The 26,235-nt window shown below is 68.5% G+C and carries 19 protein-coding genes and 1 pseudogene; 5 read left to right on the forward strand and 15 right to left on the reverse strand.

What is annotated here, in order from left to right:
• Positions 1 to 750 (reverse strand): annotated as a pseudogene (locus tag KEG57_RS29105) (M13 family metallopeptidase); the annotation flags it as partial.
• A gap of 657 nt (positions 751 to 1,407) precedes the next feature.
• On the opposite strand from KEG57_RS29105, the gene KEG57_RS29110 reads away from it, so the two are divergent.
• The gene (locus KEG57_RS29110; protein WP_272459046.1) at positions 1,408 to 1,779 is read left to right on the forward strand and encodes a sigma factor-like helix-turn-helix DNA-binding protein; all 372 of its coding nucleotides are present in this window, start codon (positions 1,408 to 1,410) and stop codon (positions 1,777 to 1,779) included.
• A gap of 98 nt (positions 1,780 to 1,877) precedes the next feature.
• Here the strand turns inward: KEG57_RS29110 and KEG57_RS29115 are convergent, their stop codons facing one another.
• The 7 genes from KEG57_RS29115 to bioB all read right to left on the reverse strand — a co-directional run bounded on the left by KEG57_RS29115 (position 1,878) and on the right by bioB (position 8,596).
• On the reverse strand, positions 1,878 to 2,441 hold the full coding sequence (locus KEG57_RS29115) for a hypothetical protein (RefSeq protein WP_272459047.1): 564 nt from the start codon (positions 2,439 to 2,441) through the stop codon (positions 1,878 to 1,880).
• 69 nt (positions 2,442 to 2,510) lie between these two features.
• Positions 2,511 to 2,921, reverse strand: a complete 411-nt coding sequence (locus KEG57_RS29120; protein ID WP_272459048.1) for a hypothetical protein — start codon at positions 2,919 to 2,921, stop codon at positions 2,511 to 2,513.
• Positions 2,922 to 3,209: 288 nt separating this feature from the next.
• Positions 3,210 to 3,887 (reverse strand): hypothetical protein, encoded by a 678-nt coding sequence (locus KEG57_RS29125; protein WP_272459049.1) that lies wholly within the window; start codon positions 3,885 to 3,887, stop codon positions 3,210 to 3,212.
• A 25-nt stretch (positions 3,888 to 3,912) separates the two neighbouring features.
• The gene (locus KEG57_RS29130; RefSeq protein ID WP_272459050.1) at positions 3,913 to 4,998 is read right to left on the reverse strand and encodes an alpha/beta hydrolase family protein; all 1,086 of its coding nucleotides are present in this window, start codon (positions 4,996 to 4,998) and stop codon (positions 3,913 to 3,915) included.
• Positions 4,999 to 5,055: 57 nt separating this feature from the next.
• Complete coding sequence (locus tag KEG57_RS29135) at positions 5,056 to 5,466, reverse strand: GFA family protein (protein ID WP_272459051.1); 411 nt, start codon at positions 5,464 to 5,466, stop codon at positions 5,056 to 5,058.
• 564 nt (positions 5,467 to 6,030) lie between these two features.
• Complete coding sequence (locus KEG57_RS29140; RefSeq protein ID WP_272459052.1) at positions 6,031 to 6,927, reverse strand: GIY-YIG nuclease family protein; 897 nt, start codon at positions 6,925 to 6,927, stop codon at positions 6,031 to 6,033.
• A gap of 622 nt (positions 6,928 to 7,549) precedes the next feature.
• On the reverse strand, positions 7,550 to 8,596 hold the full coding sequence (gene bioB / locus KEG57_RS29145; protein WP_272422902.1) for a biotin synthase BioB: 1,047 nt from the start codon (positions 8,594 to 8,596) through the stop codon (positions 7,550 to 7,552).
• Positions 8,597 to 8,732: 136 nt separating this feature from the next.
• On the opposite strand from bioB, the gene KEG57_RS29150 reads away from it, so the two are divergent.
• Positions 8,733 to 9,644: a CBS domain-containing protein gene (locus tag KEG57_RS29150; protein WP_272422901.1), complete on the forward strand. Its 912-nt coding sequence runs from the start codon at positions 8,733 to 8,735 to the stop codon at positions 9,642 to 9,644.
• Here KEG57_RS29150 and KEG57_RS29155 read toward each other — a convergent pair.
• From KEG57_RS29155 to KEG57_RS29170, 4 genes are all read right to left on the reverse strand, one after another.
• The gene (locus KEG57_RS29155) at positions 9,641 to 10,696 is read right to left on the reverse strand and encodes a type IV pilus twitching motility protein PilT (protein ID WP_272459053.1); all 1,056 of its coding nucleotides are present in this window, start codon (positions 10,694 to 10,696) and stop codon (positions 9,641 to 9,643) included. The genes KEG57_RS29150 and KEG57_RS29155 overlap by 4 nt on opposite strands.
• 34 nt (positions 10,697 to 10,730) lie before the next feature.
• The gene (locus KEG57_RS29160) at positions 10,731 to 12,248 is read right to left on the reverse strand and encodes a right-handed parallel beta-helix repeat-containing protein (RefSeq protein ID WP_272459054.1); all 1,518 of its coding nucleotides are present in this window, start codon (positions 12,246 to 12,248) and stop codon (positions 10,731 to 10,733) included.
• A 153-nt stretch (positions 12,249 to 12,401) separates the two neighbouring features.
• Complete coding sequence (locus KEG57_RS29165) at positions 12,402 to 13,037, reverse strand: thiamine biosynthesis protein (protein WP_272422898.1); 636 nt, start codon at positions 13,035 to 13,037, stop codon at positions 12,402 to 12,404.
• 60 nt (positions 13,038 to 13,097) lie between these two features.
• Positions 13,098 to 13,736, reverse strand: a complete 639-nt coding sequence (locus tag KEG57_RS29170; protein WP_272422897.1) for an immunity protein Imm33 domain-containing protein — start codon at positions 13,734 to 13,736, stop codon at positions 13,098 to 13,100.
• 155 nt (positions 13,737 to 13,891) lie between these two features.
• Between KEG57_RS29170 and KEG57_RS29175 the strand changes: the two genes are divergently transcribed.
• The gene (locus KEG57_RS29175) at positions 13,892 to 14,674 is read left to right on the forward strand and encodes a c-type cytochrome (protein ID WP_272422896.1); all 783 of its coding nucleotides are present in this window, start codon (positions 13,892 to 13,894) and stop codon (positions 14,672 to 14,674) included.
• Between the two features lie 339 nt (positions 14,675 to 15,013).
• On the opposite strand, the gene KEG57_RS29180 is transcribed toward KEG57_RS29175, so the two are convergent.
• Positions 15,014 to 16,015, reverse strand: coding sequence for a fatty acid desaturase family protein (locus KEG57_RS29180; RefSeq protein WP_272422895.1), 1,002 nt, complete (start codon positions 16,013 to 16,015; stop codon positions 15,014 to 15,016).
• Positions 16,016 to 16,186: 171 nt separating this feature from the next.
• Between KEG57_RS29180 and KEG57_RS29185 the strand changes: the two genes are divergently transcribed.
• Both KEG57_RS29185 and KEG57_RS29190 read left to right on the forward strand, forming a co-directional pair.
• The gene (locus KEG57_RS29185; RefSeq protein ID WP_272422894.1) at positions 16,187 to 17,464 is read left to right on the forward strand and encodes a tetratricopeptide repeat protein; all 1,278 of its coding nucleotides are present in this window, start codon (positions 16,187 to 16,189) and stop codon (positions 17,462 to 17,464) included.
• Between the two features lie 56 nt (positions 17,465 to 17,520).
• Positions 17,521 to 21,567: a serine/threonine-protein kinase gene (locus KEG57_RS29190; RefSeq protein WP_272422893.1), complete on the forward strand. Its 4,047-nt coding sequence runs from the start codon at positions 17,521 to 17,523 to the stop codon at positions 21,565 to 21,567.
• On the opposite strand, the gene KEG57_RS29195 is transcribed toward KEG57_RS29190, so the two are convergent.
• Together KEG57_RS29195 and KEG57_RS29200 are read right to left on the reverse strand one after the other, a co-directional pair.
• Positions 21,548 to 23,521 (reverse strand): coiled-coil domain-containing protein, encoded by a 1,974-nt coding sequence (locus KEG57_RS29195; protein ID WP_272422892.1) that lies wholly within the window; start codon positions 23,519 to 23,521, stop codon positions 21,548 to 21,550. The genes KEG57_RS29190 and KEG57_RS29195 overlap by 20 nt on opposite strands.
• Positions 23,522 to 23,524: 3 nt before the next feature.
• Entirely contained in the window at positions 23,525 to 26,176 is a 2,652-nt protein-coding gene (locus tag KEG57_RS29200) for a dynamin family protein (RefSeq protein ID WP_272422891.1), read from the reverse strand.
• Between the last annotated feature and the right edge of the window lie 59 nt (positions 26,177 to 26,235).

The following is a 26,235-nucleotide window of genomic DNA, read 5'->3' on the forward strand; positions in this document are numbered from 1 at the left end:
CGCCATCACGTCGTCGGCGGCCTTCTTTGCGTCGGCGGGCTTCTTGCCGGCAAGCTGCATCATGCGACCGACGTGGTCGAGATAGTGCGTTCGAATCTCTTTCGACCGCGCGTCGTCGTTCAGGTAGTCGTCGCGGTCGGGCAACCCGAGGCCGCCTTGGTCGAGGCGGGCGATGACGCGCGTCGCGTCCTTCGCGTCTTGCTCGCTGCCGATGACGAAGATCGAAAAGATGCCGTGTCGGTGCAGCTCGGCGACGGCGGCGACGAGCGAAGGCAGGTCACGCACCGCGCGCACTTTCTGTACAAGGGGGTCGATGCCCTTGGTGCCGGCGGCATCGCGCGCCGCTTCGTCGACGCACGTGCCGTAGAAGGTGCCGATGGCCTGAAGCGCCAGGTCGTCGGTCTGCGACGAAGCGCTCTCGAGAATGCTTCTGAGTGCGTTCTGGTTTCGTTCGACGATCTCGATATTGCGACCCACGCGGGTGCGGTCGGCGGGTATCTCGTTCTTGGCAAGCCAGCCGCCGCAGGCGTATTGATAGAAGTCTTGGCAAGGGTCGGCGGTGCGATCGAGCGCGGTCGGGTCGAGGCCGACGTCGCCGAGCGTGACGTGCTTTTGAGGGGGGGCTGGCGCCGTCACCGGAGTGGGGCTCGGGCGGGGCGACGCGGGGGTGGCCACCGAGGGGCGGCTGGCGTCACAGGCGGCCGTCGCTGCCGCGAGAACGGTCAGTACGAAATATCTCAACCCTGTCATGTTTGAAGATTGTAGGGCAAAAACCAGAGCTGTAACCATAATTTTGTTCTCGCCGTCGATGCTGCCTCTCGGCCGAAATCTTGTACGTCTTCGCCGTAGGCCGTCGTGACGGGTCGGGGGGGCGCGCGGCACGCGGGCGGGCCGGCGGGCCGCCAGCGACAAGCGCTCGGGGGGGGCGGAAGCGCCGGGGAGGCGCACGCGAGCCGACGGCGCGCCCCGCCGAAGTTTATTGACGTCGTTTACGCGCCCGTCACCGGCAGCGGGCTGTGCACGCCGTAAAGAGGACGCGACCCGGCCCTGGGCAGACGACCCCGGGAGCCGGGTGTCGGCGCTGGTGTGTGGGCGGGGGCGGCGTCGCTCGACCCGCACGCAGGACGACGCGCGCGTCCGCGCTGCAGCGTAGCGCACGGGACAGAGGCGAGGGAGATGCGGTTGGTCGGGGGGTTACGCTGAGACATCAGCAAGGCTTGCGGCAGCGGGTGTCAGGACACGACGTCACGAGGGCGAGAGGGAGCGGGCTTGGTAGGGCCAGCAGAAGCGGTGGGGGGCGCCCACGGGTCGGCCGTGGCTCCGAGCGTGGTCAACGACATAAGGACGACGAGCTCGATTCCTGTGGCGGTGGGTCGACTCGCATAGAGCTCGCAGCCCTCGGGCGAGATGCCCACGGGCACGAGATTCGTCGCCGCGCTCGCGTTGCTCGAAGCGCTCGACGAACTCCGCGACGAAGCGACGCGCCGCATGGTCATTGCAAACAAGGTCCCCGGGTACACCGAGCCCGAGATCGCCGAGCTGTTCGGCATGCCCGTGGGTACAGTGCACGCCCGCATTTCTCGGGCCTGCGTGAAGCTCGCCAAGCGGCTCCGCGCGAACGACGAGCGCCAAGAGCGACGCGGCGTCCTGCTCCTCCCCAGCGCCTCGAGCTCGCCCGCAGCGGTCTTTTCGTGCCGCCCCTGCGCATCGAGATCGGCCAGGCGCACGAGAGCGCGCAGGCGGCTGCTTTGTTGTTCTGGCTGGCGATCTTCGCTCTGATATCAGTGCCGGCAACCGAAGCACTTGCCGACCCCGTCCCTCAGCAATCGAAGACGGAGGCGCGAAAAAGACGCTGTGCCGCAAGCCTTGCCGATGTCTCAGCTGCCGCCGGGCCCTGCCGGCGGTGTCCGCTTCAATGGCGAAAGCGGAAGCCAGAAGCCTGGCGCCTGGAAGACGCAGTTTTTCCGCTCGATGAGCACCGCCTTGCTTCGCGGCGCATAACCAGGGTGCGACGCGCGCAAGGTGTACTCGCCCGCAGAATCGACGACCCAGGAGGACTTGCAGTCCCCAGGCCGTCGAGGTTGCCTGAGAATCTCTTTCCCCTGCGGGCTCGTCAACGTCACCGTTGCGTCGCAGAGCGGCCTCTCCGTCGACGCGTCCTGCACCTCGACGACCAGCGACTCGACCAGCACGAGGGATCGGTGTGTACAAGGCGGGGCGTTCGCGGCCGCTTTCTCTTCCTCGGTCGGAGGTGCCGGCGGCTCTTCCGCAGGCGGCGCCTGGGAAGGGGGAGGCGCAGCCGGATTCGAGGGGGGCGAGCCCGGCGCAGGCCCCTGCGTGGCCACAGGGCCGGGCGCCGGGCCAGGCGATGTCGCGCGCGCGCCGCAGGCGGCAGTGGCCAGCAAGAGGAGAATCGAGCCGATTGCGGAGCGAGCCTTCATGGAAAACCCTACGGTGCTGTTACCTGCGGCCTGTACAATACGTCGTTCGTGGGCGGAGGCGTGCGTGGCTCATTCGCTCTTGGGCTCCGTGTCCGGAATGGCCATGTAGGGTCCTCCGGCGCCGAGCTGCACCTCGATACGGTGACGAATGTACTCGTCCGCGTGCGTTCTCGCGATCTCGATGGCGCGTGCAATGAGCGGCCGCAGCTCCTCCGCGTAGGCTTCGGGCTCAAGACGGAGCGATGGAAGGATCCGGCGGCGCACCTGCAAGTCATCATTGCGAATGAACACCTGCAACTTGGCCGCTCGAATGCGTGACAGAAGTTCATCGAGGTCCTCATCCGGCCGTGGGCGCCACGCCCAGTAGAGCGCGCTGGCCGCGCCAGCGACCTCCTCGTTGCTTCCGGTCTCGAGATAGGAGAGCAGTACCGTGCAGACGCGTGCCGTACCGAACGAGCGCACGCACGGATCGATGAACACGCGGTTCGAGCTCGGATTTCTCTCGAGGACAGCAGCTCGGAGCATGGGCACGAGCAGACGCTTGGGCACGGGATGGAGCTGGAACACCGCGGCGACAAACCACTTCCGCTCCTCGTCACGCAGGGAGGTGCAGAGCCACTCCCAATCCTCGGGGCTGTTCTGAGGGACGCGTTTCCTCGCCGCTCGAAGCCGTAGGTGGAGCTCGCTTCTCCGATGTCCCGCCTCACGCCACAGGCGGTAGTGCTCGTCCCAAGTCATGCCGTACCCCGCCGGCCAACGTACCGGCGTTCAGCTGCGGGCGCCAGAGCGAGCCGAAGGCGAGCGACGGCCACCGCCAGCTGCAAAGGCTTGCTGGGCAGCCCCTCCAATGGATGAAGGATCGACTTTGCCGATGAGACCAGCAGCCTTCAGGAGCTGAAGTGTTCGGCCAAGCTGCGAAGGTACCACCGTTGTCGTGAGGTTGCTGCAGACGCCGTCAATCATGTCATTCAATGCGAGCACCCGAATAGGATTCCCCTCAATCGCCTGACGAAACGGCGCATGGTTCTCCCACAGTGAACGGTCACCACGAATCGCAGTCACCGCCAGCACGTAGGTGAACTTTCTCGTGCCGGTCATGGCTTCAACGGCATCGACGAAAGCTTCCGACCATTTGGGCTCGACGAGCTCCCGAAAGTACTTCCATGACTCGCGCCCGCCGCGTCGTTTGTTCTGCGTGACCTCCTCGAGCTTGCTTCTGACGTCGAACCCCGACTGCCAGCTTTTACAGCTCACGGCGACCACTCGGTCATCGCCAAGGCGCGTCGGATGAAAGCCCACAACGTCGATGTCACTGTGATTGGAATCGTGCCTCTTGCTGAAGGCGAGATGATCCGACCGGGGCTTGAACTTCAGGTTGTGACGCGTGAAGTAGCCCTGAAGCTGAAGATGGTCGTCGACGAGTTGTTCAAGGATGTCTTCGCGCATGCATACACCCGAGTCGCGGGCACAATCACTCCCGCAATTGCAGTGATAGCCAGTCGTCGATGGCTGCCGTCATTTCTCGTGCGTGGCTCAACCACAGGAAGTGATCGGCTGGAAACGTCTCGACGTTGACCCGAGCCCCGCTCCCCCGCAGCGATTCGGCCGTGCTCTGGATGTGGTCCAGCGGAAACCGTGGGTCGTCGGTACCTGCAATCAGAAGGACGTTCGCCCCCGGGTTCGGCTGCACGACCTCGCCGATCCCGGAAACGAGGACGAATCCGCGGAACTGCCGTGACAGCTCTGGATCCTGCAGGATCGCAGTCGCAGAAGTCGCGCCATTCGACAGACCGACGAGGAAGATACGCGATCGATCTACCTCGGGGGGCAAGTGCTTCGTGACGAGAGCGCTGACCACCGCCTTGCCGCGTGGTGTCCAGAATGCGCCCGTGTAGTCGAGGAAAGGCGCGACGATGACGAACCGGTCGCCGAACGCCTGGTGGAGCACCCGTACATAGGCCGTGAGTTGGCCACCGAAGCCGTGGAGAAAAACGATACACGGAACGGCCGCCCCGCCCCTCGGAACATGCTCGAGGTGTCTCGAGGCATGGGACGAGGACTCGATGAGAACAGCATTGGGCCAAGGGCGCGATGATTCCGCGTAGGCGTCGCGAAGGAGCTGGTCGAGGTGATCCCTCTCACGACCCTTGATGAGCCCCAGCACATCCGAGAAGTACAATCCAGCCAGGACCGTTTCCCGTTCGTCCGCGAGCCGGCTGAGCCATGGAGGCGACGCGTCGCGGCGACCTTCCTCGACGAAATGAAATTCCTGCGGCGGAGGTACGGCGAGCAATCTTGCGACGACGAACGTCGAGACGCCGATCAAACACAGGGCTGTGGTCGTGCTCCATGCGACCCGCCTGGATCCATCGGGCGGAGGTCGTACCATGGTCATCAGGCCGATCGCCACCGACAGCGCCCCGAGGGCCAGGGTGGACGTCGTCACGCCGTTCGCGGCAACGAAGAGGATCAGAACGAGGGCAAGCAACACCAGTGCAATGGCACCAAGCATCCGCGCGACGACACGCCCGCGCCCGACCGGCTTCATGGCGGCCATTTCGCGATCGACGTCGTCCGTGGGGGTCGCCTGCTGCATCCGTAGGTCCTACATCTGTCAGCTCGGCGGATTCTGGGGAGGGAACTCCGCGTACTGAGGGGCATCTCCCCCAATGTGATCCCAGGGCGCCTTCGAGCCGACGAAGATATGCATCTCGATCTGGACGCCCGGATCTCCATCCACGCTACCGAGCGTCACTCCGTGCACCTTCTCTCCGGACATGCCGCACAGCGTGCTTCCACAGGTCCGGCAGAAGCACAGGCCCCATCCAGGCGTCGTTTCATAGAAGGTGAGATTGTCCTCCCCACTGAGCCACGAGAATGAACCCGGCACGACTTCCGCGTAAGCGGACCCGGTCCCGCTGAATGCTTTTCTACATCGAGAGCAGTGGCAACTGCGCCCTGGTCCAAGCGGGGCATCGATCTGGTACCGAACTTTTCCGCAGAAACAACCACCAGTCAACGGCATGACCTCTCTCCTATCTTGTTTCTCTTGCCCAGTTGTTCAGTAGCTTGATTCGCCCGTCCTTCTCGACGGACCGCCATCCATATGGAACTTCCGGCCCCCTGATACGAAAGGGCGCAACAGGATCATCCTCGTCGACGGCCGAGGGTAAGTCACGCGGGAGTCTCTTCTCGTCTGCCGGAACGAAATCGTCGCTGCAGCACAAGCGAACATGGGTCGCGCTCGAGTCCAACGATGTGACATTCACATTGATCCAGGCTGGGACTTTGCCATCCATCCACAGGAGGTCGGCCGCACGCGCAGACGGAACGAACTGCAGTTCTTCCGGCCTGAGGAAGCGGCCACCGAGGAACTTGAGCGTTCCCTCTGGCCCCCGCCTGCCTCTCGGGTCATCGAAGGGTGGGAGTATATACAGAAGCGGCAATGGTAGGATCTCCACGACATACCGCTGGGCACATTCACGCGCGCGGTCCCCTGCCCGCTCCAGGCGTCGGCGGAATTCTCGTTTATCCATGCCTCGAGACCTCACGCGCCATGCAGGCACGGCGCGCCCGCAGCAGTGCCACGTCAGGCATTCATCATTGCAACAGCGTCCTCCATCTCGCCGAATGTCCGTCCGTCTTGGGCCTTCCAATCCTTACGTCCGTTTCTGGATTGGCCCGTGACGAATGCTGCAGCGTAGGATGGCGAGCTGAACACCATATTCTTCTTCACGACCATGGTGGTGCCGTTGCTCGCGAGGTCGCCGCTAGCCTTGGCAGTTTCCCAGAGCTCACGCATCACGCCGGGCATGCTCGCCGCCGGAGTGGCACTCACCTCGGAACCTTTGAGGAGCAAGAACCCTTCGTCAACCAACCGTCCCCGAGCATTGTAGGACTTGCCGCTCATCGAAAACTGCACGGATGACATCGGGGGCGGCTTGGCTTGAGGCTCTTTGGTTGCACGCGAAGAAGGGTCTTCGATCGGCTCCAGCACCGGGTACCCAAGCGTGCCGAGGACGAGGCGCAAGTACTCGAGGTACTCCTCCATCGCAGCGAGGTCGGCACGAGGCAGGCTTGGTGCATTCGATCCGTCGACGTTCTCCACCTGGAAACGGCGGGCTGTGGTGGCCTGCTGGATCAATCGCGCCTCCAAGAACTTCACATGGGACTTCGTGAGGTTCTCGTCCTTGCTGGAGAACACGACGAGCTCATTCCAGAAGTCCTTCTCCTTCAGGTGAGCTTTCAACCGGACGAGGACATTCTCCGCCTCGCCGACGTACGCGATGCCCGCACTCGATCCCGTTGGTCGCGAGAGCAGAAAGTAGACGCCTGGTCTTGACACCTCTGCCCAATGTTGGAGCTCCGAAAACCGAGCGCGTGGGCAGGCGATGGCTTGCCCGGTCCAGTTCACGATTTCGGCGTGCCGGATACCGGTCGGAACTCCGTCGGCCAGGTAAATTCGGACGCTCTTCCCGTGTGTCATAGAATGGCCTGTATCTCCTCGCTCGGCTCACACCCTCGGCCCGCCAGCGCCGGGACCGGGTCTCCAGGAATGACCGGCATCACTTGCATGACGCCGGAACAGGTGCGTTTACGAGGGGCGCCCGAATTTGAGCGAGCCGCTCATCTTCAGATTCAGGCACCGGAGTGCCGACGAACTTGTCGCAGATGCGCCTTGCCGCCAAGTATTCCACTTTCATTGCGTTCGGAGCGGCGTTCGCATTGTGATGAAGTGCCCCACAGCACCGCGAGGTGCGGCTCATCCAATGGTCCGAGCGTCGCTGTTGCGAAGGCTCGTCTTTGGCGGCAGGCGGTGGAATGGCGGATGCGGTCGGTGCACTCGACGGGGGCACATCCTGCCTCGTACGCACCGATTGGATCGGACTCGGGCCTTCCGCGCTCTCCGGCGAAGAGCACCCGAGTGACGACGGCATGTGAAATGCCACCGCAAAGAGGCTCGAAAGCCAACCAAGGCCGTTCGTCGTCGACTGCCACCGCATAACCGCCCCCCTCGTGCTGGTTAGCCCGCTGCGGCCTCAAGTGGCGATCGACAGGCCGCCCGCGTGTCCCCCAAAAACCCTTGACACGCGGGCCCCTGCCCTACCTCACTCCTCCGCCGCCGCGTCCGACAGCCCCACCGCAGGCTTCCGCGCCGTGAGCCCCGCATCCCGGATGAGCGCCGTGTCCTCGTCCGCCTCCGGGTTCGGCGTCGTGAGCAGCTTGTCGCCGTAGAAGATCGAGTTCGCCCCGACGTACAGGCACATCATCTGCGCCTCGCGCGACAGGTCCGTTCGGCCGGCCGACAGGCGCACCATGCTCCTCGGGAACACGATCCGCGCCGTCGCGATCATCCGGATGAACTCCACCGGGTCGAGCGGCGGCAGGCTCTCGAGCGGCGTGCCCGGCACCCGCACGAGCGCGTTGATCGGCACGCTCTCCGGGTGCGGACGAAGGCGCGCGAGCTCCACCAGCATCGCCGCGCGATCCCGCACCGACTCGCCCATCCCGATGATCCCGCCCGAGCACACCGTGATCCCCGCCTTGCGCACGTTGCGCAGCGTCACGAGCCGCTCGTCGTACGTGCGCGTCGAGATGATCGAACGGTAGTGCTCGCGCGACGTGTCGAGGTTGTGGTTGTACGCGTCGAGCCCCGCGTCCTTCAGCTTCTTCGCCTGCTCCTCGGTGAGCATCCCGAGCGTCACGCACGCTTCGAGCCCGCGGTCCTTCACGCCGCGCACCATCGCGAGCACCCGGTCGAACGCCGGGCCGTCCTTCACTTCGCGCCACGCCGCGCCCATGCAGAAGCGCGTCGAGCCCGCGGCCTTCGCGCGGTCGGCCGCCTCGAGCACGCCGTCGACGTCGAGCATCTTCTCCGGCGACGTGCTCGTGTCGTGGTGCGACGACTGCGGGCAGTAGGCGCAATCCTCGGGGCAGCCGCCCGTCTTCACGCTGAGCAGCGTGCAGAGCTGCACCTCCCCATCGACGTGGTGCGCCCGGTGCACACCACGCGCGCGGTCCATCAAAGCAAAGAGCGGCAGGTCGTGGATCGCGACGACCTCGTCCACAGTCCAGTCGTGGCGGATGGGGTTTGGGGCGAAGGGCGCCGAAGGCGACCCGGAGCCCCAAGCGTCAGAAGGGTGAGCCTCGGTCATGGCCGGCCGGTGTAGCCGACAATGGCCCGCGCGAAAAGTCGTTGCCCCACCCCGCCCGAGCTCGCCCCCCTGCGCGGCCAAGGCCTGGCACCGATCTGGCACGTTCTTCCCGGACAAAAACGCAGAGGAGTGCCCCATGTCCCTCGATCGATACCGTCGCCCCCGGTTGATCGTCCTCCACCCCCGGTCCACCACCTACGAGGCCGCCCGTGCCATGGCCGACAACCACGTCGGCGCCGTCCTCGTCGTCGAGGATCAGCGCCTCGTCGGCATCGCAACCGACCGCGATCTCGCCCTGGACGTCGTGGCCGCCGGCCTCGACCCGCGCACCACGTTCCTGCGCGACGTCATGAGCGACGAGGTCACCCCCGTGGACATCGACGACACCATCCAGGACGTCATTCGCGTGATGCGCACGCACGCCTGCCGTCGCGTCCCCGTGCTCGAAGAGGGCCGGCCCGTCGGCATCGTCTCGCTCGACGATCTCCTCATCGAGCGCGCCGTCGATCTCGACACCGCCCGCTCGATCATCACCGCGCAGCTCGAGGTCGCCGCGCGCTTCAAGCCAGCCGGCGCGACGAGCCCCGGGGCCGTGCCGCAAGGCCGCGGCGGCGAACGCGCTCGCCAGCGCCGCGCTGCGCGCGCGGAAAACACCTACGGGCGCCTCCTGCACGCCTGCATGCGCCAGACGGGCCTCGCCAAGCGCGAGCTGGCCGAGCGCGCGCTGCTCATCGTCCTCGGAAACCTCTGCAGCCGCCTCACCGAGGACGAGGCGCAACACCTGCTCGCGCAGCTCCCGTCGAAGCTCGTCCCGCAGCTCGACGCGACGATCGGCGGCTCGAACAAGAGCATCACGCCCGACACGATCGAAGCCGAGCTCCGCCGCGCCCTGCAGCTCTCGCCCGAGGCCGCGACGGACGTGCTCTACGCGACGTGCGAGGTCATCGCCGACAGCGTGTCCGCGGGCGAGATCGAGGACGTGCGCTCGGAGCTGCCGGCCGCGATGAAGGACCTCTTCCCGCCGATGCCGTATCGCCGCGCGGGCTAGAACTGCGTTGCGGTCCGCGCGACGTCCGCGTCCACGAGCCCCTCGGCGACAAGGCGCTCGATGTGCATCGCGAACGTCTGCATCCCGTAGGGCGTCACGCCCTTCTCCATCAGCTCGCGGAGCGACGGGTTTCCCTCGGGACGCTTGATCGCGGCGCGCACCGTGCCCGTCGCGACGAGCACCTCCGACGCGAGCACGAGCCCGCCGCCTTCACGCCGCGGCAGGAGGCGCTGCGCCACGATCCCCTGCAGACACTCGCTCAGCCGGTCGCGCGTCTCCTCTGGCATCGGGCTCATCGACAGGAGCCGACCCACGGTCCGGCCGACGTCGGGCGTGTGCAGCGACGAGAGCACGAGGTGCCCGGTCTCGGCCGCTTGCAGCACGACCTCCATCGTCGCCGCGTCGCGGATCTCGCCGACGAGCAGCACGTTCGGATCCTGCCGGAGCGCCGCGCGCACGCCCGACGCGAACGACTCGGTGTCGCTTCCGACCTCGCGCTGGCTCACGGTCGCGCGGCCGCCTGCGTGGACGAACTCGATCGGGTCCTCGATGGTGACGAGGTGCTTCGGGTACGTCTCGACGATGTGCGCGAGCATCGACGCGAGCGTCGTGGTCTTGCCTTGCCCCGCGGCGCCGACGACCAGCACGAGCCCGCGGCTCTTGTCGGCGAGCGCGCGCGCCGCGGGTGGCACGCCGAGCGCCTCGAACGCAGGGATCTTGCCGGGGATCACGCGCAGGACGAGCGAGATCGTCCCGCGCTGCAGGTAGACGTGGACGCGGAAGCGCCCGAGGCCTTCGATCTCGTAGGAGACATCGACCTCGCGGAGGGATCCGAGCGTGCCGAGGACCGAGGGCCGCCGGGCGAGGACGAGCCGGGCGACGGCCTCGGTGTCCTCGGGCGCGAGGGGTTCGGCGCGGAAGTAGACGATGTCCCCGTGGACCCGGGCCCCGGGCGGCTGCCCCACGCGCAGGTGGATGTCGCTCGCCTGGGCCGCTTGCGCCTTGGCCAGGATCTGGTGGAGGAACGCCTCGCTCGCGTAGGGAGTGGTCACGGGGGCGTCACGGTAACGCAAGTCGGCCGGGGCCTCACCCCCGCCGCCGCCTCCCCCAAAGCACCACCATCCCCGCCAAGAGCCCCCCGATCCACGCCGCGCCCGTCGTTCGTCCCGGCCCGACCGCGCACGCAACGCCGGCGGCATTCTCCTCGACGCTCACCGATTCCGCGTCCGCTTCCGCCTGCGCTCCCGCTTCCGCTTCCGCCTCCGCTTCCGCTTCCGCTTCCGCCTCCGCCTCTTCCTTGACGCCCCCGAGCCCTGCCCCCTCGTACGCGCCGATATCGATCGCCCCCGCCGCGGCCCGACCGAGCAGCCCCGCATCCGTCACGACCTTTTTTGCCGGCGGCACGAACAGCGGCGTCGCGAGCGGCGACGGGAAGGGATACCCTGCCGGGCTCGCCGGCACCGCGGCGCCCGCATCCCGAAGGGGACTATCCGCCGCCGGGCGCAGGTCGAACGCCGCGAGATCCGCGAATTTCGGGTTGCTCCCCTGGATCGTCCCCTGCCATTGCGACGGCACGGTGCTCCCCTGCGGCACCCAGTTGTTCTGGCCGCTGATCACCGCTTTGCCTGCCGCCCATGCCACGTCCGTGAGCTTCAGGATCGTGACCGCGCCTCCCCCGACCCGGTAAAACGCGTTGTTGTGCATCTCGATGCTCTCGATGCCCCAGAAAATCTCCACCACCGGCTTCGCGTTCTGCGGCAGGAGAAACGTATTGTTCACGAAGCGATATCGCCCGTTCGTCGACCCGCCTGTCGCGTCGCTCCCGATCCGCACCGTGTAAAACGTCCCCGTCTTGCGAAAGACGTTCCCCACGATGTCGCCGTCCTCGCGCGCCACGTCCTCGGCCTCGCCGTCCGGCGCCACGAGCTCGAGCTCCCGGTAATAGGCGCCCTCGATCCAGTTGTAATAAATCTCGTTCCGCTCGGCCCGGCTCTTCACCGCGTGCCCGCCGAGGCCGTCGTGCACGAAACAATGCTGCATCCGGAACACGGCGCCGGGATGGCTGATCTCGTCCGTGTCCATGTAAATGGGGTGGCGCTTGTCGCCGAGGCCCGCCTTGTAGACCTCGACGTATTCGAGCGTCAGCGAGCCCGAGCCGTCCATCGCGCCGAGGATGCCGTGCGAGGGACAATCGTGGACCGCCGTGTCCCGGATCGTGACGTCGTGCCCGCGGTGAAAGACACAACGGGAGCTGCCGCCCACCACCTCGAAACCCTCGATCACGTAATGGTTCGCCCCGACCTCGAGCGTGTTCGTCCCGCCCGAGAGCACCGGGCGCTTGCCGGCCGCACGCACGCCCCGGATCGTGATCTTGTTCGAATCCGTGCCCGATTTCGTGAGCTTGACGTCGCCCGCGTACGTCGTGTTCCCGGAGACCTCCACCACGTCGCCCGGCTGCAAAAGCGACGCCACCACTTTCAGGCTCGCATAGGGTTTGCCCGGCCCGACCTGATATGTCGTGGCAAACGCGCTCGACGAAAAGAAGAGCGTCGCCCCGAAAACCCCCGCCACGGCCCCACGGTGAATGGTCCATCCGTTTACCATGAACGGAGCTTCACCCGGCCCACGTGGTGCACTCAAGCAATACCAGCACCCATATCGGGCCACGAGCTGCCAGAAATGTGCTTGACCAACGAAATGGGAAGCCCGACTGGCGCGCCAAACCTTGGCGCTCCCGATGTTCCACCTTTTTCCAGGTCAGGGCGGATCAAGCTCGCTCGGGATTTTCGCCGGGTCGACGAGCTTTTTTTCCGCGAGCGCCCGCGCCGCCGAGACCGCGAGCGCCCGGTGATCCCGCGGAAGCGCGGTGTTCGTCGCGATCGTGAGCACCGCCGCGGCCGCCTCCGCGGCGCCCTCCGGATCGAGCGGCTCCCGCGCGGTCGCAGGCCGGCCCGCCACGCCGAGGAGAGCTTCGAGCGTGGGCCCACGCTCCTCGTCCGTGGCCGCGAGCGCCCGCTTCCCGAGCGCGCCAAGCGCGAGATCCGCGTCGTCCGCGAGCGGCAAGGCGAGCAGCGCCGTCTTCGTGATCGCCCCGCCGTCCCCGAGCGCCTCCACGAGCCCCGCCGCACCGAGCGCATCCGCAAGCCCCCCGAGCCCCGCCGGATCCTCATCCATCGCCCGCTGCCACCGCGGATCGTCGAGTCGCACGCTCCTCCGCGGCGGCGCGTTCGCCGAAGCCGGCGCCCCCGACGCCGCCGCCGCCTCGTTCGATCCCGACGAACCCCCCGACGGCGAAGAGACCTCCGACGGCGCGGATCCGCGGCTGCACGCGGCGAGAGTCGCCACGAAAAGCACGGTCCACGTTCTCCTCGGGCGCGCGTTCGAGTCCAGCATGGCCCCGGCGGCTTACCGCGCCTCGACGGCTCTGCCAAGCGTCCCCGTCGGGGAGGTCGGTCAGTTACGCGCCCGCTTCGGCGAATACACTTCCCGATTCCGCGCGTCGGCGATCCCGAGGAGCGTGTCGCCGTCGAATCGCGCGATGTACCCAACGGGCAGCGCCAGCACATCGAGCAGCCGCTCGCGGCCGAGACGCACGAGCCCACAACTCATGAAGCCCGCGAGCTCCTCGGCCGACGGTTTTCCCTTGGCATCCGCGCGGCCCATGTACCAGCCCGAGGCCCCGCCCTTCGCGACCCCTGTCCGGTGCAGAACCACCTCGCGGGCGCGCAGGGCCGCGCGATCCGCGACGATCTTGTCGTCGAAGCGGCACCCCTCGGGCTTGACGCCGAGCATCTTCACGAGCCCGACCTGCCGCGCCACGACGCGCAGCGACGCCGACACGTCGGACCGAAATTGCCGCGGATCCTCGTCGAAGTCGGGCTCGCACGCGAGGAGCTGGCCCTCGCGCCGCTCGAGCCGGTAGGCGGCCCAGCCGAACACGACCACCGCGCCTTCGAGCCCCGGCTTTCGTCCGGCGAGCGGGCCGAACCCCCGCTCGATCATCGTGCGCGCTTCGTGCGCCTGCTCCGGCGCGCACCGGGCCACGACCGTCTCGCCTGCGATCTTCGCCGTGACCTCGAGATAACGTCCCACCGGATCCCTCCGCGTCCCTTCGAGCGGCGCGAGTCTGCGCCTCCCACGGTCCGCTCCGCAAGCCCGGCGAGGCCTCGATCGGCAGTCTTTCGCCGCCGCGCTCGCTCGATCGTCCAGCCGAACCAGCCGCGCGCATGGCAAGGTGGGGCCGCCGAATGCTCTATCCGATCGTCCTCACGCTCCACTCCTGGCTTCGCTGGATCGTCCTCGGGCTCGGCCTCGGCGCCGCCGTCGCGTCGGCCCGCGCGCGTGGGCGATCCGGCACGTACGAGCGTTTCCACGACCGGCTCGGCCTCTTCTTCGTCGCCGCGCTCGACCTCCAGATCACGCTCGGGCTCGTGATGTACCTGTGGTTGAGCCCCATGACGCGCCTCGCGTTCCAGGATCCCGGCGGCGCGATGCGCTCTTCGGCGCTCCGATTTTTCCTCGTGGAGCACGTGTTCTCGATGGTGCTCGCGCTCGCCTGCGCCCACGTCGGCCGCGTGCGTGTGCGGCGAAGCGGGAACGACGCGGACAAACACAAGCGCGCGGCGTGGGGCGCGGGGCTTGCCGTCGTGTGTATTCTCGTGGGGATCCCCTGGCCGTTTATGCCTTATGCCCGCCCTCTCGCGCGGCTCTCGATGGAAGAAGCGCCCCGACAGGAGCTTTCGGGCGCGGCGCTCGAAGAGACGCGCAAGCTCTACGAGTCCCGATGCGGCCCGTGCCACGGTGCGAACGGGCGCGGCGATGGTCCGGCCGCGGTGAACCTCGTCCCGCGGCCGCGTGATTTCGGCGATCCGGAATGGCAACGCGGGACGAACGACGAATCGATCGAGCGGATCATCCGCCAGGGCGGCCGCCCCATGGGCAAGAGCATGATGATGCCCGCGAACCCGGATCTCGACGAGGCGACCGTGAAAGCCCTCCGCGCCTACGTCCGCCGCATGGCCCGCGACTGAGCATGGGTCTCATGTCGAAGCCGCTGCGCTGGGGCGTTGCCCCAGGCCCCAGCAGGGGCTATCCGCCCCTGCACCCGGACCAGCGCAAGCGCTGGACCCGGGGTCGATGAACTGCGCATCGCGCAGTTCATCGAACAGGCCGAGGCAAGACCAGCGAAGGCCCTGCCAATCAAGACCGCTGCGACCGGCAACGGCGTCCCTGGTCTTGCACCGGCCTTTGGGAAGAACTGCGCATCGCGCAGTTCTTCCCCAAATGGTCCAGGGCTTGCCCTGGTCCGGGTCGAGGGGCGGACAGCCCCCGCGGGGCCCGGGGCGGCGCCCCGGCGCGGCGGCCCCAAGTCAGGCCGGCTCTGCCACTTCCGCCGGGGGTGCGTCCTTCGGGTACGGCACCATCTTGCCGGCCTGCGGGTCCCAGAGCTTCAGCGAGAAGCAATGCAGGATGTCGCGCGGCGACAGACTCGTCTGCGGCTCGACCTGGAGCTCGGGGATCGCGGCCATCGCCTCGCGCAGCCGGTAGAACGGGATCGCCGCGTTCAGGTGGTGCACGTGGTGATAGCCGATGTCGCCCGTGAAATAACTCATGATGGGCCCGCAGCGCATGAAGCTCGACGACTCCACGGCCGCGCGCGCGAACGTCCAGGTTTGCCGCGGCTGCATGTGCACGCCCGGGAAGTTGTGCTGCGCATAAAAGAGATACGAGCCGAGCGCGCAGGCGATGAACAGCGGGCCCACGAGCACGAGCAGCGTCATCTCCCAGCCGAAGAAATACGTGATCGTCGTGACGAGCGCCGCGTGCAGCACGAGCGCCGCCGCCGAATCCCAGTTCTCCTTCGGATTCCGCAGGAACGCCGAGATGCACATCCCGCCGAGGAAGATCGTCACGTACCCGAAGAGGATCGTCAGCGGATGGCGAGCGAGCGCATACGCGATGCGCTTGCCGCGCGGCGCCCGCTTCCACATCTCCACCGTCATCACCGGATACGAGCCGATCTGCGCGCCCACGATCTTCGCCGTGTGCGCGTGGTGGTAGTTGTGCGTCTGCCGCCAGACCCGCGGCGGCGTCAGCACGAGCGCGCCGTAGAGGCCGAAGATCACGCTGCCGACCTTGGACTTGCGCAGGAGCGCGCCGTGCTGGAAGTCGTGCGCGAGAATGAACGCGCGCACGATCACGAGGCCCTCGATCACGCTGCCGAAGATCCGGAGCGGTTTGTACGGCGCGACCGCGGCCACGGCCGTCGCGAGCGCGAGGACCGCGAAGGTCGACGCGACGTGGTAGACGCTGCGGGCCCGATCCTCGGAGGCAAAGGGCCGCGTGACGGCGACGAGCTCGTTTCCCTGCATGGTCCGCAAAGATGGCCGGTGGAATCCGGGCGAAGAAGAAGCTTTGGTGCGCGTGCTCTTATCCAACCTCGCGCGCCGTGGCAAGGTCCGCAAGGGCTTCTTGGCTGCGCAAAAAGCTACGCGCCGAGCCTCTTGGATCCCGGACGCCTTTGGACTAGCCCCGAGCCCGTCATGCGCTCTGCCCTCCTCGCCCTCCCCGCCGCGCTGCTCCTCGGCTGCGCGACGCAGGCGGTCCCGAAGCCGGACGATCCGGCCGCCCTGGCCGCCGCGACGCCCCAGACGCTCCGCGCGCGTTGCCTCGAGGGCGACGGGCCGAGCTGCACCGAGCTCGGCATCCGCGTCGAGCGAGGAATGCGGAGCGGCCGCGAGACCGCCGCCTCGTTCTACGAAAAAGGCTGCGACTACGGCGACGCGAACGGCTGCAACGACCTCGGCTGGCTCCTGCACAATGGCAAAGGCGTCCCCGTCGATCTGGCGCGCGCCGGGCACGTCTATGCGCGTGGGTGCGACCTCGGCAGCGCCCGGGCCTGCACGAACCTCGGCAACCTCTACGAGGACGGACTCGGCGTGCCCATGGATGTCTTCAAGGCGCGCGAGCTTTACCGCAAGGCGTGTGAGCTCGGCTTCGGTGTCGGCTGCCGCAACGAGGGCCTGCTCCTCGAAAACGGCTACGGGGGTCTCACCCCCGCGTCTCCCGAGAGCGCGCGCGTGGCCTACGATCGCGGCTGCAGCCTCGGCGACGCCGGCGCGTGCGTGAACCTCGGCAACCTCGTCCGCGAGGGGCGCGGCGGCCCCGTCGACTTCGCCCGCGCGCACGAGGTCTTCACGCAGGCCTGCCGCGACGGCGATCTGCTCGGCTGCAACAACCTCGGATTCCTCTACGACAAGGGGCTCGGGGTCGCGCCGGACATGTGCAAGGCCGTCGCCGAGTACAAGCACGCCTGCGCGGGCGGCGAGCCGCTCGGGTGCACGAACCTCGGCAATGCCTACGACGAAGGCGCCTGCCTGCCCAAGGACGTGCGCCGAGGCCTCGCCCTGCACACCCGCGCCTGCGATCAGAAAGAGCCCCTCGGCTGCAACAACCTCGCCGTCTTCCTGGAGCGCGGCGAGGAGGTCCGGCGGGATCTGAACCGAGCGATCGAGCTCTACCACTTCGCCTGCGACAAGAAGGAGCCGCTCGCCTGCTCCAACCTCGCCCGCATGTACGAGCACGGAGAGCTGCTCCCGCGGAACCTCGACCTCGCCGCGAGGTACCACCGGATCGCCTGCGAGAGGGCCCATGGCAAGTCCTGCGCGGCCCTCGCTCGGATGCACCACGAGAGCCTGGGTCGCCTCGCGCCGGACCCGGACGAGGAGCGCAGGCTACGCGCACGCGCCTGCCAGCAGGGATACGTCGAGGCTTGCGAGAAAGCGGGGACCACACCGCCGGAAAATCCGTCTCCGCGGTGAAGCAACCCGCGTCCCCCTTGCGCTCCTCCCCCACCGCTGGTGCATCCTCGTAAGTGGTGCGCAAACCAGGTGACGTGATCGGCGGTCGTTTCGTGCTGGATGGGCGGCCCATCATCGGAGGGATGGGCATCGTCTGGCCCGCCTACGAGAAGGACACGCGCGCGCGCGTCGCGATCAAGTTCGTCGCGGAGCCGAGAGACGGATCGACGCCCAAAGAGAGCATGATCCGCAGGTTTCGCCGCGAGATCGAGATCCTCTCCCGGCACCTGCGCAACCATCCGCACATCGTCCGCTACGTCGACCACGGGATGATCGAGAGCGAGCCCTGGCTCGCCACCGAGTGGCTCGACGGTCGGGGCCTCGACGACGTGCTGAAGAACGGCCCGCTGCGCATCGACGACACGATCAAGCTCGGGCTCCGCGTGGCCCAGGCCCTCGGCGCGGCGCACACGGCGGACGTCGTGCACCGCGACATCAAGCCCTCGAACCTCTACCTCGTGGCTTCCGATGTCGAGCGCGTGAAGGTGCTGGATTTTGGCATCGCGCTGCTCGCGGGCGGACACATGACGTCGACGGGCGTGGTCATCGGGACCGTGGGGTACATGGCGCCCGAGCAGATCGACTACGGCGGGAACGTGGGCGCCGCGGCGGACATGTTCTGCCTCGGCGCCGTGCTCTTCGAATGCCTGACGGGTCGCAGAGCCTTCGAGGGAGGGCCGCAGCACGTCGTGCTCGCGAAGATCGTGATGGCCGAGGTGCCGCGCGTCGCCGAGATCCGCCCCGAGGTGCCGTACGCGCTCTCCGAGCTCGTGGCCCGCATGCTCTCGAAGGATCCTTCGCAGCGGCCGCAGACCGGCACCGCCGTCGCGAACACGCTCGAGGGCCTGGCGAAAAAAGCGTCGACGCGGCCGCCGGAGCGACGCTCGAGCCCGGTCATCACGACCTACCCGCCCGCCTCGCCGAACGACCCGTGGGCGCGCAAGCTCACGCCGATCCCGCCGCCGCCGGCCGTCCCCGGGAGCGAGCGGATGAGCCCGCAGGAAAAACAGCTCCTCTTCGTGGTCGCGGCGAAGCCCGTCCCCGATGTCGACGAGCTCCTCTCCGACAAACCCCCGCGCGGGATGCCGCCCGAGGTCGTCGCGGCCATCCGCGCCGAGGTCGATCCGAAGAAAAACGAGCAGTTCCACGAGCTGCCGGGCGTCGCGTTGCTCATCAAGATCCAGGGCCGCGGCAACCCCACCGAGATCGCGGGCCGCGCGGCCCGGCTCGCGCTCGAGATCGCGGGGCTCGCGAAGGGCTCGCGTGTGGCGATCTTCGCGGCGTACGCCGAGGCGAACGACAAGGCGCCCGTCGGCAAGATGCTCGACGGCGTCTTCCACCTGCTCGACATGCCGACGCTCGACGGGGGCAAGGGGCCGAGGCCCGTGCGCATCAACGACGTCGCGTGCGCCTTCCTCGACGCGCGCTTCGAGGTGGCGAGTTACCTCGGCGAGTTCTGGCTGCGCGGCGAACGCGAGGCCACGCGCGCCGTGCGCACGCTGCTCGGCAAACCCAGCCCCTACGTCGGCCGCGACGAGGAGCTCGGCACGGTCCGCAAGTACGTCGAGCAGGCGCTCCAGGGCAAGAAGCCGAGGGCCGTGCTCGTGCTCGGCGAGCCGGGCGCCGGCAAATCACGCCTGCGCTTCGAGCTCGTCGAGCGCCTCGCCATCGAGAAGCCGATCCTCAGCGTCGTTCTCGGCCGCGGCGATCCGCTGCGCGCCGGCTCGGCCTTCTCCATCGTCGGCTCCGCGCTGCGCAGCGCCGCCGGGATCTCCGCGGGTGAACCCGTCGACGCGAGCCAGGAAAAACTCCGCGCGCTCGTCGGAACGTACCTCGCGGGCTCGGAGAAACGGCGCGTGACGGAGTTTCTGGGCGAGGTCGTGGGCTTGCAGTTCCCCGACGAGGGCCGGACCGAGCTCCGAGCCGCGCGCAGCGACGCGGCCCTGATGGCCGATCACATCAAGGAAGCGTTCTTCGATTTCGTCCGCGCGCTCACGGAGACGACCCCGTTCCTGCTCGTGCTCGAAGAGCTCGAGTGGAGCGACGCCGCGTCGCTGAAGCTCGTGGACGCCGCGCTCGACGCGCTCCGGGATCGGCGGTTCGCGGTGCTCGCCCTCGCCCGGCCCGACGTACGCGAGCGGCTGCCAGGCCTGTGGGAAGGCCGCGAGGTGCAGGACGTGCGGCTCCACCCGCTCGACAAGGACGACGCCGAACGGATCGTCCGGAGCGCGCTCGGCCCGCAGACGCCGCGCGCCGTGGTCGATCACATCGTCGAGCTCGGCGCGGGCAACGCGTTTTACCTGGAAGAGCTCATCCGCGCGGTGAACGAGGGCCGCGGCGGCGCCCTGCCCGAGACGGTGCGCGGGATGGTGGACGCGCGCATCGATTCGAAGTCGCTCGACGACGAGGCGCGGCGGGTGCTGCGCGCCGCGAGCATCTTCGGCGAGGCGGCGTGGGAGGGGGCCCTGCGCCCGATCGTCTTTGGTCACGGCGAACCCACGGTCTCGCTCGGCAAGACGCTCGACCGGCTCTGCGACTGCGAGCTCCTCACGCGGCGAAGGCAGAGCCGCTTCGCGGGCGAGACCGAGTACGCCTTCCGCCACCCACTCCTGCGCGAGGCGGCGTATGGGCGGCTCACGGACGACGATCGGCAGTTCGGCCATCGTCGCGCCGCCGAGTGGTTGCTCTCGGCCGGCGAGAACGATCCGAGCGTGCTCGCGCTCCACTTCGAGCGCGCCGGCGACGGTCCCCGCGCCGTCGAGTTTTGCGTACGCGCGGCCGAACAAGCGCTCTCGGGCGGCGCCCTCGAAGCGGCCATCGAGCTCGCCAAGCGGGGCCTCGATCTCGGTGCCGATGGCGAGGCCGCGGCCGAGCTCTGGGCCATTGCGACGGACGCGCAGACCTGGCGATCGAGCCACGCCCGCGCCTACGAGGCGGCGCGGTGCGCCTTCATCTACGCGACGCCGGGCAGCCGCCACCACGCCCGCGCACTGGGCGGCGCCATCCGCTCCGCGCTCGCTCAGGGTGACGCGCGGGGCGCGGCCGAGCTCTTCCAGAAGCTCCTCCACGAGCGCCCCTCGCCCGACGCGGTCCTCGCGCTCTCCTGGGCCTTCAGCGCCACGATCGACTCGCTGCTCGATCACGAGCCGGCTTCAGCCCTGCCGTACCTCGAACGCATGCGGCAGGTCACGGCCGCCGCCGCCGAGCGCGAGCCCGTCGTCGCCGCGTGGACGCTGCACACGCACGCCCACTGGGCGCGCGCGGTCGAGCAGGATCCCTGGGCCGCGCTCGGGCTCGATCGCGAGAGCGTGCTGCGCTTCAATGCCATCGGCGACCGTCGCTACCTGCCCTATGCGCGCGTCCACGTCGGCCTCGATCTCTTGCTCCTCGGCGCGCACGAGCTCGCGGACAAGGCGCTCCAGGAGGGCCTCGATCAGGAGCCCGAAGGCAGCCTCACCTCGATCGTGGGCAGCACGTTCGAGGCCCTGCGCAGCCTGGAGCGCGGCGCGTTCATCCCGGCGCGCGAGATGGCCGAGGACGTGGTGAAGCTCGCCGCGTCACGAGGCGAACGGCTCGCGGAGCGGCGGGCGCGCCTGCTCGCGGCGCGCGCGAGCATCGCGCTCGGCGAGCTCGACAAGGCCGATCGGATGCTCGGCCCGCTGCGGGCCGCCGGTGCGCCTCCGGGTGCGCTCTACAGCGTGCGCGCGGCGTTTTTCCTCGCCTCGAAGGAGCCCGACAAGACGCTCACGCTCGTCGATCGCGCGCTCGCCTTGCGCCCTGTCCGCGGCGCGCATCCGGCTCCGGCGCCGCCCGAGATCACGCTCCTCCGCGTCGAGGCGCTCCTCCAGCTCGGCGCGCACCACGAAGCGCAGGCGACGCTCGCCGCGACCCGGGCCGACATCTACAAGCGCGCGGCGACCATCCTCGACGACGAGCTCAGGCAATCGTTCCTCGAGCGGCGCGCCGCGAACGCCCGCCTGCTCGGTCTCTGCAAGGAGTGGCTCGCCGGCGACGACCCGGGCGACGACCCGGGCCGGCGCCTGATCATCCGCCCCACGCCGTGACGCACGCGCCTTCGGCCACGTCGCAGAACTCGCGCTGGATCTGCCCGAGCGTCGCGTCCTGCGCGAGCAGCTCCGGATCGAGCTCCTTGTAGAGCCTGTCCACCACGGGCGCCGCCGCCTCCGCGGCTTCGAGCACGCGCGTCGTCACCTCGGCCTTCGGCTCCGTCGCGGCGACGAGAAGATCCCGCGCCGGATCCACGAACACCGGCCCCACGTGCGCGATCGACTTCTCCAGCGTCGAAAGCACCTCGCCCACGTGCCGCTCCACGCCGGCCCGCCGCTCGCGCGCGAGCTGCCGGAGCGCCTCCTCGCGGCCCTGCGTCGCGGCCGTCTCGGCGCTCTGCACCATCGCCGTCACGTGCTGCCGCTCCACGCCGATTTGCTTCATGCGATTCAGCACGCGCACGGCCTCGTCCTTCTGCCGCCGCATCTCGGCCTTGAGCGCTTCCATCCGCTCGGCCACGCCGAGCTTCGCCTGCTGCAGCGATCCGAGCGCCTTGCGCGCGTCGTCCGCGGACACCGCCCGCGATGGCCTCGCCGCCCCGAGCTTCGTCCCGATCTCCCGGATCGTGAGCTCCAGCGTCGCCGCCTTGCTCTGCGCCTCCACGATCTGCCGCTCGAGCAGCGCTTGCTTCTGCTGCTCCGTCTGCACCTCGACCGACACGCTCGAATGATCGATCTGAAACTGCTGCAGCGTCGCGAGCCTTTGCCCGTAGACCGCCTGCTGCTGGGCCTTCTGCTCCTCCATCGCGGCGACCTTCGCGCGCCACTCGTCCTTGCCGAAGAGAACCGGCTCGTCCTTGCGTGTCTCCACGAGCTGCGCTTCGAGCGCCCCGAGCTCAGCGTGCCTTCGCCGGAGCTCGTCTTCGAGCAGCTTGATCGCCGCCTCGATCTGCCGTTGCCGCGACAGCACCGCGCCCGCGCTCTCGACCCGCGACGCTCGCTGCGCCGCGAGCCCTTCGAGCTCGATCCGCGTCGCCTCCGCCTGCTCGGCGGCCACCGCGAGATCCAGGATCGCGTGTGCCGTCGCGATCTCCTGCGCGATCTCGGCGTCCTTCATCTGCGCCGCGGCCATCTCTCCTTCGAGCCTCGCTGCGGCCGTGGAGACGGCGTCTCGCGCGCGGCCGAGCTGGATCTCCTCCTCGGCGAGGGACGCGACGCTCGCGCGCGCCTGCGTGAGCTCCTGCGATCCGGCCGGCGGCACGGTGACGAGCTCCGGCGGCAGATCCTTCGTGATCGGCAGCGTGTCCGGCCACGACGCGGTGGGCTCGGCGTTCACGAACGCGTAGAGGTTCTGGATCGCCTTGCGCAGGAAGGGCAGGCACGTCTGGTAGACGTGATCGAGCTTCGCCGCGTACTTGCGGTACTCCTCGGCCGCGATCTCGGCGTTCGAGAGATCCGGGAACGGCACCGCGCGCACGGCCTCGATCGTCTGCTTCGCGCGCGTCACCACGGTCTCGGCAAGCGGGCCGAACGCGGCCATCTTCTCGGCCCGCTCGGCGGCGGCGCGCGCCTCCTCCTCGGCGCGCAGGCGCGCGGCCGCGGTACGCGCCGCGTTCGGCAGCTCGCGTAGATCGGAGAGCCTGCGCCGATGCCCAAGGATCTCGTTCCGCGCGGACGCGACGAGCCGCTGCACGCGCGCGAGGTTCTGGTTGTCCTCGCCCTGGAAGCCGAACCTCCCGGCGACCTCGTAGATATCGTTCAGATCCGAAAGGTCTTTCTCGTCGACCGGCCGCCAGAGCGCGGCGATCGCTTCCTCCGACGGCGCGGGTTCTTCCAGCGCGGCGAGGAGCGGCGCGTAGGCGACGGGCGCGAGCGGCTCGGCGAGCGGGGCGAGCGCGTCCTTCGCCGTGAAGTGCAGACGCGTGAGGTTCTGCCAGGCGGCCGCGAGCTGGTTCACGACCGTCTGGTAAAACCGCACGTAACTCGACAAACGCGCGAGATCGTAGGCCACGGATCACGCTCCTGCCGTCGCGGGGCGGGCCGCGGCGGGCTTCTGCGGTTCGGACTTCGTGACGGGCGCGCTCCCGCCGAAGAGCTCTTCGAGCGCCTCGATGTCCGCGCGCGCGCGATCCTTCTCCGCCTCGATCGCGGCGAACTTGTGCGGCCAGATCCGCGCGCACTCGCTGCGCACCCAGCGCCGGAGCGACTGCTCCCCTTCCCGATCGAGCCACGAGTCGTGCACCGTCCGCACCGCCTCCTCGTGGTATTTCTGCAGGCCGCGCGGGTGCTTCGCCAGCGCTTCGAGGAAGTCGCAGATCCGCTCCACGTCCACGCGCACCCGCGCGAGCATCTTCGACCAGTCGCGCACGTTCCCCGGCGTCGCCGCTTGCGCCGACGCCGCGCCGGGGTTCGTCTGCGGAGGCTTCGTGCTCCCGGCCGGCGCCGCGCCTGCTTGCGGGGCCGGCTGCTGCCTCGCCACGGGCATCGCGGCGCCCACCGTGGGAAAACCGCCGATCGCCGGCGCGGGCGCGGGGGCCGTGGCCGCCGTGGTCCCGTCGGCTTTTTCCTCGCCGAACCCGAGCTTCGCCTTCACCGAACCGATGACGCCGCTCGCGGTCGCGGCCGCGCCCGTCGCCTGCGCCTTGTCGGCGATCCCCATCCCGAAGAACTGCTCGAGCCCGCGCATCTCGCGCTCGCGGATCTCGCGATCGTACGGATCCGTCGCGTCGAGGATGTCCACGATCTGCCGCGCGAAGTACCGCGAGAGCACCTCGAACGCGACGTCCGCCTTGGCCATCTCCTGGTTCTGGTACCGGACCACGCTCTCCGACACGTGTCCCGACCGACCGAGCGCATCGATCCGCTCGATGAGCGTCTTGCCCGCCGGAAGCAGCACTTCGAGCCGCCCACCTTCGTAGCCTGCCTCGATGAACATCTCGTGCAGCATCCGCTCCACGCTCTCACGGGCCGTGTTGCGGAAGTCCTCGCCGAGCCCCGCGATCCGCGACGCCACGCGCTCGCGCATCTGCTTGCGCATCTCGATCTCGACGGCCGTCTCGTTCATGAGCCCCGGGCTCGGCATCTGCCGCCGCTTCGCCTCCGCCTCCTCGGGCGTGAGCCGCGCCAAGAGATCGTTCCGGATCTGATCGATCCGCACATCCGCGCGCGCGGCCCGGGCCGACCGCTGCGTGTCGCTCATCTCGAAGTCCATGAAGGCCGACATACGCTTGCGGATCTCGGGCAAGAGCCCCGTCGGATCCTCGCCCGACTGGATGTGCTCGTAGTGCAGATCGAAGACCTGCTCGGCGCGCCGATCGAACTCCCGATCGCTCAGCCCGTCCTTCACGGTCACGAGCACGCCGCGGAGCAGCGCCTCGACCTCGCCGAACTCCGCGTTGATCGCCTGCGTCACCTTGCGATCGAGCGCCTCGACGTCGGTCGAGAGGTACCGCTCGACGGCGTCCTTCAGTTTGTCGAGCCCGTTCACGGGCGTCGTCGTGCCGAAGAAGTCCATGAGCTGCCGCGCCACCGGGTGCTGCGTGTCGACGCCCTGGTGCACCCACACCTTCGAGTACGGGAAGATCCGATCGACGCCCTGCTCGCGGAAGTTCCGCGCGGCCAGCGACCAGTGCCAGTTCCCGTTCTCGTCGGCGTGATCGAAGAGGTCCACCTTCGTCAGGACCACGAAGATCCGGTCCTTCAGCGAGATGCTCCGATCGGCCGTCTGCGCCATGCGGAGCAGCTCGACCTCGTTTCGCACGAGCGACGGCCGCGTGATGTCCTTGACGAAGATCGTGACGTCGACGTCGTTCGCGAGCGCCTCCTCGGTGTCGCGCCGCGCCTTATCCGAGGGCGCGTCGATGCCGGGCAGATCCATCAGCTCGACGCCGGGCATCGCGCCCTCGACGGGGATCGTGACCGTGACGATCTTCACGGCTCGCACGCCCGGGTAGGGCCTGTTCCCGTTCTTCGTATCCTTGAGCGCGATGTAGGGCCGGATCTGCTCGGCGAGCGCGTCGAGGCTGCTCGCCGTGATCTTCTCGGGCGTTCGACCGAGCCGGGCCTTGATCTCGGACAGACCCGCGCTGATCTCCACGAGCTCGGCGAGCGCCGTCTGCTCGCGCCGCCCGGCGCGATCCGGATCGTCGACGTCGTAGCCTTCGCGCGTCTTGAAGCTCGCCTTGAGCCGCAGGATCTCGGCCTGGTTCAGGCCTTGCCAGCGCTCGACGCTCCCGGGCTCGAGCGCGTCGAAGTAGCTCTGGATGCGCGCCTTGAAGTCGGCCTCGTTGTAGTACGTGACCGTCGCGGAAAACTGCCCGGCCTCGCCCGGCTCGATGACCGTGGTGCTCCAGGTGCAGCGCTCCGCCTCGCTCGGCAGGAGTTTTTCGCTCTTCAGCCACGCCGAGAGGAACGCGCTCTTGCCCTGCTTCTCCAGGCCGACGACGCCGATCTTCACGACGCCCTTGGCGAGCCGCTTCTCCCGATCGAGCGCGCGCCCGCGCAGATCTTCGAGCTTGCTGCGGATCTGACGGAGCTGGCGGGCGTTGTCGCTCTCGGGCTGGAAGTAACTCGCGAAGCGGTCGCAGAGCTGGCGGTACCGGAGCACCTTGTCGGCGATCCGGCGCAGCTCGCGAGCGTTCTCCTTGCGGCCTTCAGGGCTCCACATGGCCGACATGGCAAGCCATGCCTGCCGTGGGTGTCAACAGGGATGAGGGGGCGAAAGCT

The sequence above is a fragment of the Polyangium jinanense genome (assembly GCF_028435365.1).